The sequence below is a fragment of the Pirellulales bacterium genome (genome assembly GCA_036267355.1).
Lineage (GTDB): Bacteria > Planctomycetota > Planctomycetia > Pirellulales > DATAWG01 > DATAWG01.
Map to the genome: position 1 here is coordinate 1 of DATAWG010000005.1, position 18,161 is coordinate 18,161.

At 61.3% G+C, this 18,161-nt stretch carries 16 protein-coding genes; 10 read left to right on the top strand and 6 right to left on the bottom strand.

Translation table 11 applies throughout. The features are described from left to right. Window positions 1–722: 722 nt before the first annotated feature. Window positions 723–977, bottom strand: coding sequence for a hypothetical protein (locus VHX65_01060; GenBank protein HEX3997122.1), 255 nt, complete (start codon window positions 975–977; stop codon window positions 723–725). A 58-nt stretch (window positions 978–1,035) separates the two neighbouring features. Next, entirely contained in the window at window positions 1,036–1,335 is a 300-nt protein-coding gene (locus VHX65_01065; protein ID HEX3997123.1) for a hypothetical protein, read from the bottom strand. On the opposite strand from VHX65_01065, the gene VHX65_01070 reads away from it, so the two are divergent. The 4 genes from VHX65_01070 to VHX65_01085 all read left to right on the top strand — a co-directional run bounded on the left by VHX65_01070 (window position 1,325) and on the right by VHX65_01085 (window position 5,928). Further along, a complete protein-coding gene (locus VHX65_01070; GenBank protein HEX3997124.1) occupies window positions 1,325–1,876 on the top strand; it encodes a hypothetical protein in 552 nt (183 codons plus the stop codon). The genes VHX65_01065 and VHX65_01070 overlap by 11 nt on opposite strands. Continuing rightward, a complete protein-coding gene (locus tag VHX65_01075; GenBank protein HEX3997125.1) occupies window positions 1,866–2,678 on the top strand; it encodes a hypothetical protein in 813 nt (270 codons plus the stop codon). The genes VHX65_01070 and VHX65_01075 overlap by 11 nt, the downstream gene beginning before the upstream one ends. A 374-nt stretch (window positions 2,679–3,052) precedes the next feature. After that, window positions 3,053–3,928, top strand: a complete 876-nt coding sequence (locus VHX65_01080; GenBank protein HEX3997126.1) for a hypothetical protein — start codon at window positions 3,053–3,055, stop codon at window positions 3,926–3,928. Between the two features lie 587 nt (window positions 3,929–4,515). Further along, on the top strand, window positions 4,516–5,928 hold the full coding sequence (locus VHX65_01085; GenBank protein HEX3997127.1) for a putative collagen-binding domain-containing protein: 1,413 nt from the start codon (window positions 4,516–4,518) through the stop codon (window positions 5,926–5,928). Window positions 5,929–6,176: 248 nt separating this feature from the next. Here VHX65_01085 and VHX65_01090 read toward each other — a convergent pair whose 3' ends face one another. The 3 genes from VHX65_01090 to trpB form a co-directional block, all read right to left on the bottom strand. Continuing rightward, window positions 6,177–6,665 carry a hypothetical protein gene (locus VHX65_01090; protein ID HEX3997128.1) on the bottom strand — a complete coding sequence of 163 codons (489 nt, stop codon included), beginning with the start codon at window positions 6,663–6,665 and terminating at the stop codon, window positions 6,177–6,179. 187 nt (window positions 6,666–6,852) lie between these two features. Then, on the bottom strand, window positions 6,853–7,662 hold the full coding sequence (gene trpA, locus VHX65_01095) for a tryptophan synthase subunit alpha (protein ID HEX3997129.1): 810 nt from the start codon (window positions 7,660–7,662) through the stop codon (window positions 6,853–6,855). 296 nt (window positions 7,663–7,958) lie between these two features. Next, on the bottom strand, window positions 7,959–9,191 hold the full coding sequence (gene trpB, locus VHX65_01100; protein HEX3997130.1) for a tryptophan synthase subunit beta: 1,233 nt from the start codon (window positions 9,189–9,191) through the stop codon (window positions 7,959–7,961). 274 nt (window positions 9,192–9,465) lie between these two features. Between trpB and mutM the strand changes: the two genes are divergently transcribed. The 5 genes from mutM (at window position 9,466) to VHX65_01125 (ending at window position 15,049) form a co-directional block, all read left to right on the top strand. Next, window positions 9,466–10,383, top strand: coding sequence for a bifunctional DNA-formamidopyrimidine glycosylase/DNA-(apurinic or apyrimidinic site) lyase (gene mutM, locus VHX65_01105; protein HEX3997131.1), 918 nt, complete (start codon window positions 9,466–9,468; stop codon window positions 10,381–10,383). Between the two features lie 214 nt (window positions 10,384–10,597). Then, window positions 10,598–11,665: a DUF3500 domain-containing protein gene (locus VHX65_01110; protein ID HEX3997132.1), complete on the top strand. Its 1,068-nt coding sequence runs from the start codon at window positions 10,598–10,600 to the stop codon at window positions 11,663–11,665. 208 nt (window positions 11,666–11,873) lie between these two features. Continuing rightward, complete coding sequence (gene thiO / locus VHX65_01115; GenBank protein HEX3997133.1) at window positions 11,874–13,010, top strand: glycine oxidase ThiO; 1,137 nt, start codon at window positions 11,874–11,876, stop codon at window positions 13,008–13,010. A gap of 83 nt (window positions 13,011–13,093) precedes the next feature. After that, on the top strand, window positions 13,094–14,326 hold the full coding sequence (locus VHX65_01120; GenBank protein HEX3997134.1) for a hypothetical protein: 1,233 nt from the start codon (window positions 13,094–13,096) through the stop codon (window positions 14,324–14,326). An 87-nt stretch (window positions 14,327–14,413) separates the two neighbouring features. After that, on the top strand, window positions 14,414–15,049 hold the full coding sequence (locus tag VHX65_01125) for a CoA pyrophosphatase (GenBank protein HEX3997135.1): 636 nt from the start codon (window positions 14,414–14,416) through the stop codon (window positions 15,047–15,049). Window positions 15,050–15,091: 42 nt separating this feature from the next. Here VHX65_01125 and VHX65_01130 read toward each other — a convergent pair whose 3' ends face one another. Next, a complete protein-coding gene (locus VHX65_01130) occupies window positions 15,092–16,627 on the bottom strand; it encodes a DUF6666 family protein (GenBank protein HEX3997136.1) in 1,536 nt (511 codons plus the stop codon). 243 nt (window positions 16,628–16,870) lie between these two features. Here VHX65_01130 and VHX65_01135 point away from each other — a divergent pair, with 243 nt between their 5' ends. Beyond that, window positions 16,871–17,989, top strand: coding sequence for a zinc ribbon domain-containing protein (locus VHX65_01135; GenBank protein ID HEX3997137.1), 1,119 nt, complete (start codon window positions 16,871–16,873; stop codon window positions 17,987–17,989). Window positions 17,990–18,161: the final 172 nt, after the last annotated feature.

The following is an 18,161-nucleotide window of genomic DNA, read 5'->3' on the forward strand; positions in this document are numbered from 1 at the left end:
TCCTGTTCCGCCGTCAAGTTCAACCCGTCGTCCTTCAACTCACGCATCACACACCTCAACACGGCTTCAAGTTCGCCCCCCTTTTGCGACGCCACCTCTATCAGAGCAGATTTTCCACCCACTTTCGAGATGCCCACACGCTGTTTCCAATTCGGCCAAAATTGTCTTGACTTGCGGCCAAAATGACGAATAAAATGTAGTTACTCATCTGCCAATGGCTGAATGAGTATCGGTGCCGCCCCAAAAGCGTCACCAGCCTGAAGCCGCTGATTAACCAATCAGCGGCTTCAGCCATTTATAGGGCGCGAGTTGTGGTATGCCTCATACTCGATTCGATTCTTCTGTCGCTGTCCGTTCGACTCGATCAATACGCGGACCACAAGAAATAGTAGCCGCGACGCTTCGCTAGGACCACCAGGTAGCTGAAATCATCGGTCGCTACCAGGACGTTATCGCGCGATCCTCGCTGATTTCTCCACCATCGCAATCCCTTATGTGCGATGCCGGCGACAATTGTGAACTATTTCCAGCGCCTCCAGCCGGCGGCTATCCATTGCCGCAAGCGCCACTAGAAGGTGCCCCGCCTTGTCAATTTCGCCTTTACGGAACTGCGGCTCGGTCCATCACTCCGGAGAGCGGCCCGCGTCTTGGCGATGCGGGGCCTTATAAACCCCGCTAGGGATCGGCTTGCGCCGAATGGACTTCGATTCCCTCTCTTTCCGCTAGCCCGTGGCGGCACGCTTGCGTTTGCCCACAAGCGCCCGGATTGCGCGCGTAACGGCTTCCGATCGGCTGCATTGCTCGCACTTCCGGTAGGCGTCTAGCGCTTCCACGAGCCCGCTAGGCACGCTGGCCGCAAGCACCACGGCCGGCCCGTCCGGATTGGTGACTTTGCGCCCGGCACCTTCGCGCTTGCCGCCATGCTGCTTTGCCTTGGCCATCTTTTTCCTTTTCTTGATAATTGTATAAGAAATCATGGTGACGCCATTACTTGATTGTTTATAATATAATCATCGGAACAAGACAGGTCAACCACTAACGAGCCAAGCCATGATAGCCCCAGTTTGCCAACACACCGACCGCAAGAAACACGGCAAAGACCGCAAGGCCAACCAGCGATGGAAGTGCCCGAACTGCGGCGGCACGTTCGCCAGCAACGAAGCCCGACGCCTGGGCGATATGCGGATCGAATTGGGCGATGCCATCAAGGTGCTGTGCGCGCTCTTGGGTGGGATGAGCATTCGGGCCTGCGAACGATTGTTCGGCATGAAGCGCGACACGATTTGCGATCTTGTTTTGAACGTCGGCGAGCGGTGCGTGGTTCTTGCGCGACACGGTTCGCAACGTCGAGGCCAAGCAAATCGAAATGGACGAGATTTGCGATTTCATCGCCATGAAAGACCGCACGAAGAAAAAGCTCGTGCGCGTCGGCGACGATATTGGTGACTCGTGGACGTGGCTGGCGATCGACGTTGAAAGCAAGCTGATTCTTTCGCATGCGGTTGGGCTTCGCGATGAGGCAGCGTGCGAACGGTTCGTGACGCCGCTTCAATCTGCCGGTTCGGATGCACGTTCGCCGATTCACGCGATTGACCAATGCCCACAGCAAGACCTACCAGCACCGTTCGGCCATGACGGCACTGTTCGTGGCTTGGCACAATTTCGCCCGGCCGAACATGGCCTTGGGCAAGGGCACCACGCCGGCGATGGCGGCGGGACTCACGGACGTGCGATTGGATCTGGATACGCGTTTGCGGCGGGTGGCGTGATTTGTCCGCAGCGTGACAGGCATTGTCTTGCGGCCACCGCCCAGCGTAAAATAGCCTTCCGGTGGCGACTAGCAACGCGTTGCGGGGGGGCATCCGATGGCATCTAGAGCAAAGGATAGCTGGCCGCAATGGGCAGCGCTTCTCGTGCAGGGGGCTGCGGTAGTCGTTGCGATATTGGCCGTCGTCTGGCCGTATTCCTGCGCACAAAGCGAGCGACTGGCCAAGCTAGAGACATCACTGAGCGATACGAAAGAGTCGGCAGCAAAAGCGAAGCAAGACGCAACCGACGCGATTAAGACCGCATCAGCTAGCCTGAACGATTCGATAAGATCATTCGATGCAGCGCTCGACAAACGCATTGACGAATTAAAAGCCAGTGTTGCGTCCGATCTAAAGACCAACTCCGACGCTACGGCAAAGGCGATTTCATCGCTTGACGCAAAGACAGACAAAATTGCCGATCGACTCTCTGGCCAGGATTCAAAAATGGCTCAGTTTGAGGCCAGCCTTGGAACCGTGTCTCGCGACGTAAATACCATCCGCGACAACGTCGGCAAAGTACAAGATTTGACGCAGACGGCGGTGCGCAGTGAAATGCGCCCGCGCGTGACCACGACCCAGACTGGAAAATTCAATGATGCGTCACAGCTCCCCGAACGTGTGCCCGGACATGACGGAGCGATCGCTTTCCGGTGGCGGTTGGTGACGCCGATCGCAGCGGACACGGTGATTGATACGGAGGCCGATACGGTCGATGCGATCCCAGGTGTGTCGGTTTCGGCCGTAGTCGATCGCAACGGCGAAACATGCACGATGCTTGTCTATGGGCCGCTGACCGCAGAAAGGATCAAGCAGGGCGTGGATGCTAAGGTGCGTATTACAACGCACGGCGCGTCGCGGGGCGAATAGACTCTCCGACCCGCCCATCGCCCGGCGTGGTTTTTCATGCGATGCCGGAAAGTTTCCCGAACCCAGCCCCGTTTCCCGGCTTACGCGCTGGTGTGTGGGTCTAAGGGGACAGTGCCACCGGATCCGCGGATACGCCGTGACCGACAAATCATGCGCCGCGAAAACGAACGATTGAAACCAACGATGTTAGATTTCGTGCTAACCGTATGGAGTCTACAGCCAGCGGTTGGCGCTTGCCAGAACCGCGGTGTGAACTTGAACGAATCGCGGCCCGTTGTTTCGCACGGCGCGGGCCGCTGATTATAATGGGAGCGTTGTCCCGCCCGATTGGTCCCCGTTTCGACTCGTCGTTGATTTCGGTTCCTATCTCCGCTATGAATGTCATCCGCTTTCGAGGTCTTGTTGTCTTTCTTGGTCTTACGCTAGCGGCGCCGCGTTGCCCGGCGGCCTCTCGGGCGAACTCGTCACAGCCGGCAACCAGCGGCAGGGGCTCGTCGGGCGCGACCGATATTTCGGTCAGCAGCCCGTTCACCAGCGCCTACGACAATTACATTACGGTCGGCGTCAAGTCGCTCGGCGGTAAACTGCGCCTGCGGATTTCGACCGGGCCGGGCTATGTGCGCAGTCGCAGCTTGATCTCTCTCGTCGACGGGAGCGCGAGCAGCTTTCACGACACCGATTCGGCCCAGGCGGCGATCCGCTGGACGAACGACCAAACCCCGCTTCAAGCTGCTTGGAATTCCGGCGGCACGAATGCGCGTGAACCATCGCCGACGCGCAGCAAAGCGGCCGACTGGACGCGAGATGCCGTCGCGCGTGGCGCCGACGGCAAGCTGCTCGAGGTCGTGCATTGGGACGCCGCGATTCCATCCGAGGCTCGGCATGTGGACGTGGTGCTCGTGTTTACCGACGTTCTGTCCTATACGTCTCGCGATCACGACGATCGCACGGCGGCGGGCCGCAAGCGCGGCGACGCCCCGGCGACGATCGGTTCCTGGTCGGGTGAGCGGCTGAACGGCAAATGGACGTTCAAAATCAATCGGTCGGATCTTACCCCGCCCAACCGCAACGCCGCCGGACAAAAAGAGTATCCGACGCAAGCGCAGATCGACCGCCTGGTCGGCCAAGCGCAGCGGATCGTGAAATCGCGCACCGGCTTCTTGCTGGTGAAGCGCGACTTCGGCAATGCTTCGTCCGGCGGCGGCGATCGCAAGTGGGACACGGGATTCGACATCGTGCCCGCGAATTGAAGGCGGGGCGCCGCCGCGTAGGGCCGTATGGCGTTTTGAGCCGGTGGGTTACAATGCGCGAGACGACGGGTTCACTTCGTTTCGGGACTTTTGAAGTTCTTGTTGGAGAGCCTGCACCTGGAGGCGAAGCGCTCGCTCTGCCCACGTGTCACGGGTTTCCTTCTCGTGCCACATACCGAGCAGCGAGAGCATGAGAATCAGTCCGCAAAAGCAGCGCGATGTGAACGGCCTACGGAGCATGAGAAGACCGGAGACGCCGGCGATGATGGAAAAGAAGACAAAGCAGCAACCGGGGCCACACGCCGCGACAGACATGCTTGCGATGACAACGGTGGCCATGTAAACGGTCGCGAGAAATAATGGCTCCGATCGGAGCGTTCGACGTGGACGCGACGCATCCTGTCCGCTGGCTTCCAAACCTGTACCATGAGCAGAACCGGAATGATGCATTTGACTTTCGTTCCCTGGACTCACGAGAATGCGGCGACCGCCGAAGATCCGTTGGCGCCGAAGCTCGGTGGCCGCCCGGACACCGACCAAATTGAGAGATCATTTTAGCACGCATCTTTGTGCGGCGGGGATAAGTCATGGACAGTCTGGTTGTGCGATTTGCGCGCCGGTTGCTGCCGCTACTTTTGATCGGCGCCATGGCCCGCTCGGCGCCGGCCGGCGAACCGATTGCGCTGCATCCGGATCATCCGCACTACTTCTTGTTTCGCGGCAAGCCGACGGTGCTGATCACGTCCGGCGAGCACTACGGCGCCGTGCTCAATGGAGGATTCGATTACATTCCGTATCTCGACGAACTGCACTCCCGCGGCTTTAACCTGACGCGGACTTTCAGCGGCACGTATCGCGAACAGCCGAGTTCGTTCAACATCGAAGATAATCCGCTCAGCCCGTCTTCGGAAAACTTTGTTTGTCCGTTTGCGATCAGCGACACTCCGGGGGCGGCGGCCGGGGGCGCCAAGTTCGATTTGACCCGCTGGAACGACGCTTATTTCGCGCGGCTCAAGGATTTCGTCGCCCAGGCCGGCAAGCGCGGCATTGTCGTTGAATTGAGCCTGTTTTGCGCGATGTACGACGACGGGCTGTGGAAGCTCAGCCCGCTGAATCCGGCAAACATCATCAATCCCGTGGAAGCGGTCAGCCGGCAGGACGTGTATACGACGCGCCACCCCAAGCATCTCGCATTGCAAGAGGCGCTGGTGCGCAAGATCGTCGGCGAGCTGAAAGACGCCGACAACGTGTATTTCGAGATTTGCAACGAGCCGTATTTCGGCTTTGTATCCAGCGAGTGGAACGACCGCATCGCCGGCGTAATCGCCGGGGCGGAAAAGGACCGGCCGCACCGGCATCTGATTTCGCAGAATATCGCCAACGGATCGCAGGTCGTGAAGGCTCCCAATCCAAACGTGTCGATTCTCAATTTCCATTATGCGAAGCCGCCCAACAGCGTGGCGGAGAATTTTGGATTGCGGCGCGCGATCGCCGACGACGAGACGGGCTTCAGCGGAACGGGCGAGGCGGCCTATCGCGTCGAAGCGTGGGATTTCGTGATTTCCGGCGGGGCCGTGTTCGACAACCTCGACTATTCGTTCACCCCCAAACATCCCGACGGCACATTCCAGCACACGCGCTCGCCGGGCGGCGGCGGCCCCGCGTTCCGCCGTCAGCTTCAAACGCTCAAGCAGTTCGTCGAGTCGTTCGATTTCGTAAAAATGTCGCCGGACGACGGCGTAATCCGCGGCGGAACGCCCGACAAGGCGACCGCCCGCGCGCTAGTCCAACGCGGCGCCCAATACGCGATCTATATCCGCGGCGGGACGAAGGCCGATTTGCGAGTGGAACTGCCGTCCGGCAACTACGAAGCAACCTGGCTGCATCCGTCGTCGGGCGAAACATCGCCAGTCGAAAGATTTGCGCACTCCGGCGGAGTACGCACGTTCGCGTCGCCGAACTACGCCGACGATATCGCGCTGGCAATCCGCCGGCGCTGAGCCTTTCGATCGATCCCGCGGCTTGCGATTCGCGCTGCCATCGAGGGAATAGTCGGCCTGCGTCCGGCCTCTGCCGCTCCAGCTTCGCTCTGCTCGCCCTTCCGACTTGGTCGGCCGGTCGAGCCGCGCTCGTCGGCGACGCGGCCTATTGCCGTTCGCTGCTATCGGGCGAAGGGACCGCGCTGGCAATGGCCGGACGATGTACACTGATCGAAGGGCGCGACTGCGGACGAACGGGCCAAACATTTCTAGCCGGCGCGAATTTCCAATCGGATTTCGCCGATTGGGCCGCCGGGCAAATGCTCGCGGCCGGGGCGGTCGAGCGAGACCGTTTGGACATCTTCGAGCTGCGGAAGTTCGACGTCGAGCGTCAATAGATTTCGTTCCGCAAGCAAACGGCGAATGTCGAATTCGCGCGGCTGCTGGTAGCCGACCACTTTGCCCAGCGGCGTGCCGTTGAGCGACATGTCGGCGAAATAATCGACGCCTTCGACAACCAGCCACACTTGCTCGTGCGGTTCGAGGTTGGTCGGCAGCCCGAATCGACGCGTGTAGCGCACTCGGCCGCGGAAATCGACGCCCAAGATCGCTCCCCAATCGGCAGGCAAATGCACACGGCCCGCGGGCGGCAAGCGGTCGCGGCCTTCATGCCGAGTGCCATCGGCGGCCATCCCGACGCGAGCCAGCGGCTCGTATTCCCAAGGGCCGCGGAGGCGGATGATGTGCGTGTCGGACATGTTGGGAAGAGAGGCCGCGAGTTGCGCTGCTTATGCTTTTTTACCCGGTTCGCCAAGCGGGCGCGCAGCACTGCCGGACGAGCCCAGCGCGGCACCCGGCGGTCGTAGGACACGCGGGCGAGACGGTTGTGTGGCGCCGGCAAGCGAAGTCTGCCATTGCGAAAGTGCGGCTTATGGCCAGTTGGACTCACGAAGTAAGTGCGGACAGCAATTCAGCGACATAATTGCCGACGTCGGCCAATACGGTCTCGCGGGGCGTCCCCGTCTCGCTTGCCGCGGCGATGCGCCGAACCACGGCCGAGCCGACGATCAGGCCGTCGGCCACGGGGGCGAGGCGCCGGACGTGTTCCGGGCCGCTAATCCCGAAGCCGATGCACACCGGCAGCGGCGTTTGTTCGCGAATCCAGGCGACGTTTTCCATCAACTCCGGCGGAAGTTCGCCCCGCTCGCCGGTAATGCCCGTCACGCTCACATAGTAGAGGAATCCGGTCGAAGTTTCGGCGATGCGAATCGCCCGCGGCCGTGGCGTGGTCGGAGTGACCAATTGGATCAAGCTGAAATCGGCGGCGCGGCAAATCCGCGAGAGGGCCCCGGATTCCTCGACCGGCAGATCGGGCACGATCGCGCCGGCCAATCCGGCAGCCTGCGCATCGGCCACGTATTTTTCCAATCCATGCCGGTAGACGATCGCGTAGCTGACCATCGACACCAGTGGCGGCCCGAACGCCGGCTTGAGTTCGCGAACCATCGCTAGAATCTGATCGAGGCGGATTTTTTTCGACAAAGCCCGCGTATACGAAGCCTGAATCACGGGCCCATCGGCGATCGGGTCGCTATAGGGAATGCCAAGTTCGCAGAGGCTCGCACCGCGGCGAGCAATTTCGCGCAGCACCGCGGCGGTGAAGGCCAGATCCGGATCGCCGGCAGTGACGAACGGCATCAACGCCTTCCGCCCGCTACCACGAAGCTTTCGAAAAAGATCATCAATCGCAGACACGCGCCACCTCGATCAACGAATTAACAATATGAAACCACGGATCACACGGATCACACGGATACGAAGCAGAAGACAGGAAACCACGAAATACGCGAAAGGCTCGAAAAGGATAAGAATAGGGAGGAACTGTCGCCACGCAGGATTTGCCCGCTAGGAAGCCGTAACTTGTCGTCGCTGCGTCCTCGATCTTATCGTTCTTCATCCGTGTAATCAGTGTGATCCGTGGTCCCCCTTCTTCGTTTGCTTTTGCTTCTTCCTTTTCGCGTCATTCGCGTACTTCGTGGTTCCGGTCCCCGTCAGCCGAATTGGATTCCACGGAGACGGGCGATTTCGGCGGCATCTTTGTCGCCGCGGCCGGAGAGACACACGACGACGACTTCGCCTGCCGGCCGCGTCGCGGCATGTCGCAATCCCTCGGCCACGGCATGCGAGCTTTCCAGCGCCGCCAGTATTCCTTCCGATTTTGCCAGCTTGTCGAATGCCTCGAGCGCCGCATCGTCGCGGCAACTGGTGTAGCGCACGCGGCCCGTGTCTTTCCAATAACTGTGTTCCGGCCCGACTCCGGGATAATCCAAGCCCGCGGAAACGGAGTGCACGTCGCACGTCTGCCCCTCGGCATCTTGCATGACATAGCTATAGCTGCCGTGCAACACGCCGGGCGCGCCGTAAGAAAGCGTTGCCGCGTGGTCGCCCGGCTGATCGCTACGGCCGCCGGCTTCGACGCCGATCAACTCGACGCCCGGCACTTCGACGAACGGATAAAACATTCCCGCCGAATTGCTTCCGCCGCCGACGCAGGCCACGACCGAATTCGGCATGCGGCCCAATTGCTCGCGGCATTGTGCGATGGTTTCCTGGCCGATGACCGCTTGAAAATCGCGCACCATCCGCGGAAACGGATGCGGCCCGACGACCGAACCGAGAATGTAGTGCGTCGTGGCCACCGAACTCATCCAATCGCGCATGGCTTCGTTGATGGCGTCGCGGAGCGTTCGCGAGCCGCTCGACACCGGCCGCACCTCGGCCCCGAGCAGCTTCATGCTGAACACGTTTGGCCGCTGCCGGCGGATGTCTTCCTCGCCCATATAAACGACGCATTCCAGGCCGAATCGCGCGCAGGCCGTGGCCGTCGCCACACCGTGCTGGCCGGCGCCGGTTTCGGCGATCACGCGGCGTTTGCCCATGCGAACCGTGAGCAGGGCTTGCCCGAGCGTGTTGTTGATCTTATGGGCGCCGGTGTGGTTCAGGTCTTCGCGCTTGAGATAGATTTGGGCGCCGCCGTTTTTTTCGCTGAGCCGCTTGGCGTGGTAGAGCGGCGACGGCCGGCCGACATAATGCTTTAGTAGATCGCTCAGTTCGGCCTGAAAGGCTTTGTCGGCATGAATCTGCTCGTATTGAACCGCCAGATCGTCGAGCGCGCGGATCAACGTTTCGGGCACAAAGCGGCCGCCGAATTCGCCGAATCGGCCGAGCTGGTCGGGAACGTGGGCAGTGGCGGCGGGGAGAGGTGATTGGGGCGCACTCGGCATTTGGAAACGAAGGGGTCAGAGGCCGGAGGTCAGGGGGCAGACAAAGAGGAACGAATTCTGGGCGGCTGCTGGTGGCGCGCGCCCCTATTTCTCGGGCGGCGGTTTCGGTTAGCCTACAGATATCTCGAGCGGGCGCCGAGCGAACTGATTTTTGAGTGTAATTGATCGAGCACGCTTGGACCACTGCCCGGCGCTTGTTTCAATCTCGCGCCGCCACGAGCCTGCATTTTCTCTGGCCCCTGGCCCTCGACCCCTGTCCCCGATCCCCACCCCAATGCCCGAATTACCTGAAGTTGAAACGATGCGGCGGGGGATTTTGGGGATTGTCGGTAGCCGGATCACTGCGGTCGAGCGGGTACGCTGCCGGCGGAAGCCGATTTCCATCGAACCGGAGTTGCCGAAATTTCGCCGCACGGCGGTCGGGGCCACGATTCGCGAAATCGGCCGGATCGGAAAACGCGTTGTCGTGCATTTAGACCGCTCGGCGGCAATCGTGTTCGAACCGCGCATGAGCGGGCTGGTGCTTCTGGCCGATCCGCCGACGGCCGAACATTTGCGGTTTCGCATCACGCTGGCCGGCGGCGATTCGACGGAGCTGGTGTATTGGGACCGCCGCGGGCTCGGCTCGGTTCGCTTGGTTTCCGAGGCCGATTTGAGCGAGCGATATAGCGGCAAGGCGATTGGCCCCGATGCCTTGGCCATTTCGGCCGACGAACTTGCCGCGCGGCTGGCCGGCAGTCACCGGGCCGTGAAAGTCGCCCTATTGGATCAACGCGCGCTGGCCGGGATCGGCAATTTGTACGCCGCCGAGATCCTTCACCTGGCCCGCGTTCATCCCGGCGAGCGTTGCGACGAACTCCGCTCAGCGGACTGGCAGCGGATCCATTCGGCCATGCACGAAGTGCTCGAGGCGGCGATTCACTACGAGGGCTCGACGCTTTCCGACGGCACCTATCGCAATGCCTTGAATCGCGCGGGCGACTATCAAAAGTTTCACCGCGTTTACGGCCGCAAGGGCGAACCGTGTCTGGATTGCGGCGAGGCGAATATCGAGCGAATCGTGCAAGCGCAGCGATCGACGTTCTTTTGCCCGAACTGCCAGCGGCGTCGTGCCGCGCGTTCGATAAGAGCGAAGAAATCTCGGGCGAAGAAATCTCACGCGGAGTCGCGGAGAGGCGGAGGGAGAGGTTGAGAGGGCGGCGGCAAACGGCTGGGGAGGAGTGAACGCTGCGATCAGACGGAGAATCAGAAGGCTCCCTTGCTAGCGCTGCGGGCTCGAGTGTGCGCGCGGCGCGCCCGTTTGCCTTCACCAAACGGTTGGTGTCTAATGGTGCGGGCTGGAGCGTCGTCGTTCGCTTGCGCCCCTGCCCCCCTCCCCCTCACCCTCACCCTTCGAAGGTGCCATCATGTCCGAGAAGCCCGAACGCACTTGCCCCGATTGCGATGCCGAAGCCAGTTGGTTCAATCGCCGCGATTTTCTCCGCACCACCGGAACGATCGCCGCGGCTGGGGCGGCGGCTACGTCGTTGCCGGTTTGGGCGATGGCTGACGCGGCGAAGCCGATCGTGCCGGATCTGAAATCGAAGCCCGAGTCGATCGTCAAGTCGCTCTACGATTCGCTCCACGAAAACCAGAAGAGCAAGATTTGCTTCGGTTGGGATTTCACGGAAGAAAAGCGCGGGCTGCTGCGCACGCGCGTGTCGAACAATTGGAACATCACGCCTCCCTCCATCGGCTCCGATTTTTTCGACAAAGACCAGAAGCAAATGATCCGCGAGGTGTTCGAGGGACTCTATCAATCCGATTGGGTCAAGCGGATCGACAAGCAACTGAAAGACGATGCCGGCGGTTATGGAAAGCACCAAAGCATCGCCATCTTCGGCCATCCCGGAATCGACAAGTTCGAATTCGTCATGACCGGCCGGCATCTGACGATTCGTTGCGACGGCCATTCGGCCGAGCATGTTGCCTTCGGCGGCCCGATCTTTTATGGCCATGCCGCCAGCGGTTTCAACGAAGCGGCCACGCATCCGGGCAACGTTTTTTGGCCGCAAGCGCTCGAGGCCAACAAGGTTTATTCGATGCTCGATGAACGGCACAAGAAACTGGCCCTGGTCGAACACCTGCCGCTGGAAGAATCGGTCGGGTTTCAAGGACCGAAGCGCACCTATCCGGGCTGCCCGGTGACCGAGTTCTCCAGCGATCAAAAGGCCGAGTTGCAGCGAGTGCTTTCGATGCTTCTCGAGCCGTATCGCACCAGCGGCCAGCAAGACGCGCTGCGCTGCCTGAAGGAGCAGGGCGGCTTGGACAAATGCGCGCTGGCATTTTATCGCGAAGGCGACATCGGCGACGATCAGGTGTGGGACTGCTGGCGGTTGGAAGGCCCTTCGCTGGTGTGGTATTTCCGCGGTTCGCCGCACGTGCATGTGTGGGTGAATGTGGCCGATGATCCATCGGTCGAGACGAATTCGTAGGCGGAGGGTTCAAAGGGGTCAGGCACATTTTCGGCGGACGCATTGCTCGCCGTTCGAGCGCTTGTGGGCCGAAAAGTGAGCCAGACCCCGGTGCGGTTCAAAGGGGTCAGGCACATTTTTCGGCGGACGCGTTGCTCGCCGTTCGAGCGCTTGCGGGCCGAAAAATGAGCCAGACCCCAGCGATTGACGAGACCCAATATATTCTGCAATGCACGACTGCTTGATTATCGGCGGCGGAGTGATTGGGCTCTCGCTGGCATATGAGCTTGCTCAGGGCGGCGCTCGGGTGCGCGTGGTCGAGCAAATTAAGCCGGGGCGCGAGGCATCGTGGGCCGCGGCCGGAATTCTGCCGCCGCCCTCCCAAGCCGCAGACGCCGATCCGCTCGAACGGCTGGAGGCGCTCAGTTGCCGCTTGCATTCCGATTGGACCGCACGGTTGCGCGAAGAAACGGGCATCGACACCGGCTTCCGCCGCTGCGGGGCTCTCTATTTGGCCGACGAAGCGCTGCTTGCTGAACTAGATGCGATGGCCGGCCGATGGCGGCGCGGCGGAGTGGAAGTCGAAAAGATTTCGCCGGAAGACGCCGCCGGGTTCGAACCGGCCTTGCGAGCCGCGGTTGCCACTGGCCGGTTGCGCGCCGGCTTGCTGGTGCCGGGCGAGGTGCAAATCCGCAGTCCTTGGAATATGCACGCGCTCGAAGCCGCTTGCATCGCTCGCGGCGTCGAGATATCCGGCGATACACAGGTCGAGGACTTCGAAATCGCCGGCGAAAGAATTCGAGCCGTTCGCACACCGCTTGGATCGATCAGCGCAGAGAGTTTTTGCGTTGCTTGCGGCGCGTGGAGCGGTGGGCTTTTGAGCAAGCTGGGCGTGCATGTCGGGATCAAGCCGATTCGCGGCCAGATCGTGCTCTTGAACACAGGTCGGCCGATTTTGCGGCGCGTGGTCTACGCCGGCCCACATTATCTGGTGCCGCGCGAAGACGGCCGACTGCTCGTCGGTTCGACGCTGGAAGACGTCGGATTCGATCGGAGCGTGACATCCGGCGCGGTGCGCGAATTGCTGGATTTCGCGATCGATTGGATTCCCGAGCTTCGCGGCGCCGAAATGGAGCGATCGTGGGCGGGCCTGCGGCCCGCAAGCGCCAGCGGGCGACCTTGCATCGGCCGTGTGCCCGGGTTGAAAAATGCCTTCGTCGCGGCCGGCCATTATCGCAGCGGCCTGATCCTCGCTCCCGCCACCGCCGTGCTGATGGCCCAACTGATTCGCGGCCAAGAGCCGGAGTTCGATTTGTCGCCGTTCGCTATCGCAAGGGGCGAGGCGGAAGGGGCGAGGGGCGAGTGAGGCGCAAGCGATTTACGAAAATCCCGCGGCGGAACTGCGAGTGACTTTTTTCCTAATCCCTCACCCTCACCCTTGCCTCCGCCATGTCTGTTGAAACACCTGCTCGCATCGCGGTGCTCGGGGCTGGACCGATCGGACTGGAAGCCGCGCTCTATGCCCGCTATTTGGGCTACGAGGTGGATGTATACGAACGTAGCCGCGTGGCCGAGCATTTGTATCAATGGGGCCACGTTCGGCTGTTTACACCCTTCGGCGCAAATAATTCGCCGCTCGGGCTTGCAGCGCTCGCCAACCAAGATGAATCGTGGAACCCGCCGCTCGCCGACGAACTTCTTACCGGCCGAGAGTTGGCGGATCGCTATTACCTGCCGCTGTCGAAGTCGGATCTGTTGGCCGATCACATCCACGAGCGAACCGAGGTATTGGCGATCGGCCGCGGCGGTTTGCTGAAGGGAGATTTAACCGGCGAAGATCGAGCCCACGCCGATTTTCGTATTTTGCTCCGCGATGCTCATTCCGTCGAACCGGCCGGACGACGCGTGGCAACCGCCGATGTGGTGATCGATGCCACCGGCACCTTCAGCCAACACAATTGGCTCGGCGAAGGGGGAATCCCGGCCATCGGCGAGTTGCTGGCCGAGCGCCACATCGACTACGGCATGCCCGACATTCTCGGCGATCGCCGTCCGGATTTTGCACATCGGCATACGCTCGTGGTGGGCGATGGCCATGCGGCGGCGGTCAACGTCTCGGCGCTGGTGCGATTGGGCCATGACGCGCCCTATACACAGGCAACATGGGTCGTGCGGCGTGAGGCAGATTCCGCCGGACCGATCCGCCGCATCCCGAACGATCCCTGGCCTGCGCGCGATGAGTTGGCCGAAGGAGCCAACCGTTTGGTCCGCTCGGAACTTGGCCATTTGATCTTTTGCCCCGGCACGGCCGTTCGGCAGGTCATTTGGCACGAAGGGTTGGAAAAATTTCAAATCGGCTTGAGCGGCGAACGAGCCGGTGAATTGGAAGTCGATCGCGTGATTGCCAGCGTCGGGCATCGGGCCGACAATCAGCTTTTTGCCGAGCTGCAAGTCGGCGAAGATCCGATCCGCGGGGCAGCGACGCGCTGGCCGGCGGAAGGAGAAGAGCATCCCGACCGGTTGCTGCTCACGACGGCCGAGCCTGATTTCTATGTGCTCGGAGCAAAGAGCCTCGGCCGCGATTCACGCTTCACGATCGCCGCCGGCCTGGCGCAGATCCGCGAGCTATTCACGATCCTCGGCGACCGCCCCGATCTCGATCTCTACCGTGCGGTGCGGTAGTTGGAGGACAGAATTACGGCGAGTAAACGGAGTACGCCGAGGCGTTTGCTTCTTTAAGCCTGCAGCCTGTAGCATCAAGCCTCTCCCATGGATTCGCGGTGGATCGATCAGATTCGGGCCGAATTGCGGCGGCCGTTGCCGGGAATCGAAGCCCAGCGGCGGATGGCGCCCATGCCGCTTAGCGGGCCGTATTTCGCCTCACCGCCGGAAGGAGCGCGGCGAGCGGCCGTGATGCTTCTGCTCTATCCGGCCGACGATGGATGGCGGCTGCCGTTGATCGTGCGACCCAAGGATTTGTCGCACCATGGCGGGCAAATCGGCTTGCCCGGCGGACTCATCGAAGCGGGCGAAACGACGTGGCAGGCCGCCCTGCGTGAGTTGGAAGAGGAGATTGGAGTGAAGGGCGAGGGGATCGGCCCGTTGGGCCAGCTTTCGCCGCTCTACGTGTTCGTCAGCAACAATTTCGTGACGCCTTGGGTCGCGACAATCGCTCGAATCCCCACGTTTCTGATGAACGCTGCGGAAGTTGCCGAGGTGATCGAATTGCCGATGGCGACGTTCTTAGACGTGTCGCAAACAGGCGAGTTCAGCAGAGACCGAACCGGCAATACGCAGCGAGTTCCGTATTTTGCCTTCGGCACGCACCGCATCTGGGGCGCGACCGCAATGATTCTGGCCGAATTCGCCGCGGTGTTGCAAGCCGTCGCACACACCGAAAAATAGGGCCGGCCGAACAGTCCGGCCATCGGCTATCGAAACCATCGCTTACGGCGCGCGGCGGTTTACGATGAGCGAGCTGTTGTCGGCGACGTTGAACAGTGGCCGATAGGCGCTGTCGAACGTGTCGCGAGCATGGCAGCCCGGATGCCAGACCACGCTGAAGGCAATATTGGCCGTCTCGCCGGGAACCGATCCGGCAGCCACCTTGTCGGCAATGATATAGGCGAATTCGCCTTCGAGCGAAAACGAATCGCTGATCGCGATGTCCAGATTGGTGCCAACAATCGCACCCAAGCCATCCGCCAAGCCGGCAAATGCTTTCACTTGGCCGCCGTTGCGAAGCCGCCGACCGTAATAGACCGTGTACAAATCGACCGGGCGGTAGAGGGTGTCGTCGGCCGGATGATAGTTGCTATGCACTTCGGCGGCGAACTCGAATCCGAATTCGCTCCAATCGACCACATAGCTCAAATTGCCGCGCATCTGTCCGACCGTAATAGCGTCGTAATACTCGTCGTCCAGATAGTCCCACACAAGGCCGCCTTGCCAACCGCATTCGCGAGTCGGCCGGTAGAAAAGGCCGGTGGTGATGAAGTATTGCTGGCGATGCTCGGTGTAGGGCGTGGCGTTCGGGGCGAAGTCGGACTGGTCGATTTCGGCTCCGATTTGAGCTCCGATGCCGGCACAGCCCCACAGCGGAACGCCCCAATTGAAACCGGTATGGAAACCGAAATCGCCGTTTATTCCATTGTCGATCGGCCCCTTGAATCCCTGGACGCCGCCATAGACCGACAAATCGCGGAACGCATCCTGATGGCACCACTCGTCGAACGCGCGAGCCATATTCTTCGGCCAGCAGTTGCAGCCGCAATCGCAATTTCCATCCGGGCAGCCGCCCGAGGCGCAGTTGCCATTGGCACAACCGCCACCACCTTCTTCCGGCCCGCCCAACGGACCCGATTGGCCATCCATCATCGGCTGCCCAGGTTGCTGCATCTCGACCGACATGCCGGGCTGGCCAGGCATCATCGTGCCGGGAGCCATATGAGGCTGGTCGTCGGCATACTCGATATCCTGCCGACTATAGGCGACCGTGCGGGCGCGCGCCGGCGGATAGCCGTAGTAGGGGCCCGAGGTCGAACCGGCCTGCGGCGTCGGGTAGTTTTGGGCTTGGTTCGCCGGTCGAACAGGACGGCGTTGGTCGGCATTCGGGTCGCGATATTGATTTGAATATTGTGCGTTCTGGCTGGAACGCGGAGGATTGCTCGTCTGGCGATAGCCGCGGTCGGCCGGCGGTTGCGCGGCATTCGAGCGCGCGTCGGCTGCTTGCGGCTGCTGATAGCTGGGCGCATATCCGGGGCTGCCTGCTCGCGGCGATTCCATTGGGCGAACGGGGCGCTCGGGCTGCGATTCGATTGGCCGGGCGTCGGCATCGTCGTCGATGGGCGAGCGATCGTGCCAACCGCTGCTCGAGCCGCCATCCGCCGTTTGAGCCCGGACCGTCGATGCCATGAAGCCAAGCGCGATCGTCGCGCTGGCGGCCAACACCATGCTACCCAGCTTACGCCATTGGACGTTCATAAGGTCCGTTCCTGTTCGCTAGCAATGAGAGAGTGCGGCTAAATGCGTTGCATTTCAGCGTTGGAAATTTATCGACGCTGGGAAATCGGAACTTCCGTTAAAATCGGAATAATCGGAAATGTCGCTCTAATTTGCCGAAGCCGTGCGGTCTCGGTACGCCGGGATGAGACGCGCATTTTTCCGCTTTGCTTGCAGTTTCACGCGTGACCGCTTACAAAATGCTGCACAGGAGCAGGAATTCTTATGGCCGCCGTTCTCGAAAAATGCCCGGTATGCGGCGCGATCCTCGATGAAGAGGATTTGTTTTGCGCCAATTGCGGCACCGCGGCTCCGCAGAACAAGGATCAGCAGAAGCCGCCGTCGGCGCACGAGGTGACCTGCAATTTCACTTGCAAGGGATGCGGCGCGTCGATGAGCTACGACGCGCGGGCCGGGGCGCTGCGCTGCCCATTCTGCGGCTCGACGCAGCTCGAGAAGCAACCCGACGCGAAAGAAATCGCTCCCGATGGCGTCGTCCCCTTCGCCATCCAGCAGGCCGATGCGATCGCGGCAATGCGCAAATGGCTCGGCAGCAGTTTTTGGCGGCCGGGCGATTTATCGGAGCAAGCTTTGGTCGTATCCATGACGCCGGTGTATGTTCCGTATTGGGTTTTCCAAGCCGAAACGCACACGTATTGGACGGCCGACTCGAGTCGCACGCCTCCCGGGGCTCGCGCCTCGTGGTTTCCAACCGCGGGGCAGCACGAAGGCCGATGCGACGGTCTGCTGGTCGGCGCCAGCAGCGCGCTGACTGCGGCGGAAACGTCGGCCATTTGCCCATTCGATCTTGGGCCCGCATTGACGCCCGACAAAGTCGATCTGGTGAATTCCACCTTCGAGCGATTCACGGTTCCACGGAAATACGCCCGGCCCGTCGCGAATCAAGGCTTCGAGGAAATCGAGCGCGAGGCGTGCCAGCAAGATGTTCCCGGAAAAGCGCGCAATCTGCATGTCAATGTTCGCGTCACCAACCTGACAAGTCGCCCGCTGCTGCTGCCGGTTTGGATCATGGCCTATCGATATCAGGACCGCGTTTTTCGATTCGTCGCCAACGGCCAGACCGGCCGATCGACCGGCGAAGCCCCGACTTCGTGGCGAAAGATCGCCGCCGTGGCGATCATTGTCGCGATCGTCGTTCTATTGCTGCTGATGCTTTTGGCCAGCGCGGCGGGAAATCACGGACGACGGTTCGGATGGTCGGAAGAAAGAACGTGGGACTTCGTGCAACGCGCGAAACCGCAAGCGCGCAGCCAACCGCCGTTCGTCATGGGTGCTCGCCCGCGGTTTCGCGAGCCCACCGAGTCGGCGGCAGGTAGTGGCTGAAAGTTGGACCATCCCAAAATTCAGCGTTGACGCAACACTAGCCCGAAGCGTAAGCGAGGATGCGCTCCGTTGCCGGGTCGCTGTTACGAACGTAGTCATCCAATGTGCGCGCGGCTTTGCCGCCTGCAATGAGATGATGCCGCCGTTGCGGGGCTCCCTCGCTAACGCTTCG

What these genes read in the sequence shown, in the direction of transcription:
- VHX65_01130 (HEX3997136.1), bottom strand. Translation starts at nt 16,627, where the DNA reads ATGAACGTCCAATGGCGTAAGCTGGGTAGCATGGTGTTGGCCGCCAGC.
- VHX65_01075 (HEX3997125.1), top strand. Translation starts at nt 1,866, where the DNA reads ATGGCATCTAGAGCAAAGGATAGCTGGCCGCAATGGGCAGCGCTTCTC.
- VHX65_01080 (HEX3997126.1), top strand. Translation starts at nt 3,053, where the DNA reads ATGAATGTCATCCGCTTTCGAGGTCTTGTTGTCTTTCTTGGTCTTACG.
- VHX65_01085 (HEX3997127.1), top strand. Translation starts at nt 4,516, where the DNA reads ATGGACAGTCTGGTTGTGCGATTTGCGCGCCGGTTGCTGCCGCTACTT.
- VHX65_01060 (HEX3997122.1), bottom strand. Translation starts at nt 977, where the DNA reads ATGATTTCTTATACAATTATCAAGAAAAGGAAAAAGATGGCCAAGGCA.
- mutM (HEX3997131.1), top strand. Translation starts at nt 9,466, where the DNA reads ATGCCCGAATTACCTGAAGTTGAAACGATGCGGCGGGGGATTTTGGGG.
- VHX65_01125 (HEX3997135.1), top strand. Translation starts at nt 14,414, where the DNA reads ATGGATTCGCGGTGGATCGATCAGATTCGGGCCGAATTGCGGCGGCCG.
- VHX65_01110 (HEX3997132.1), top strand. Translation starts at nt 10,598, where the DNA reads ATGTCCGAGAAGCCCGAACGCACTTGCCCCGATTGCGATGCCGAAGCC.
- VHX65_01120 (HEX3997134.1), top strand. Translation starts at nt 13,094, where the DNA reads ATGTCTGTTGAAACACCTGCTCGCATCGCGGTGCTCGGGGCTGGACCG.
- VHX65_01090 (HEX3997128.1), bottom strand. Translation starts at nt 6,665, where the DNA reads ATGTCCGACACGCACATCATCCGCCTCCGCGGCCCTTGGGAATACGAG.
- thiO (HEX3997133.1), top strand. Translation starts at nt 11,874, where the DNA reads ATGCACGACTGCTTGATTATCGGCGGCGGAGTGATTGGGCTCTCGCTG.
- trpB (HEX3997130.1), bottom strand. Translation starts at nt 9,191, where the DNA reads ATGCCGAGTGCGCCCCAATCACCTCTCCCCGCCGCCACTGCCCACGTT.
- VHX65_01135 (HEX3997137.1), top strand. Translation starts at nt 16,871, where the DNA reads ATGGCCGCCGTTCTCGAAAAATGCCCGGTATGCGGCGCGATCCTCGAT.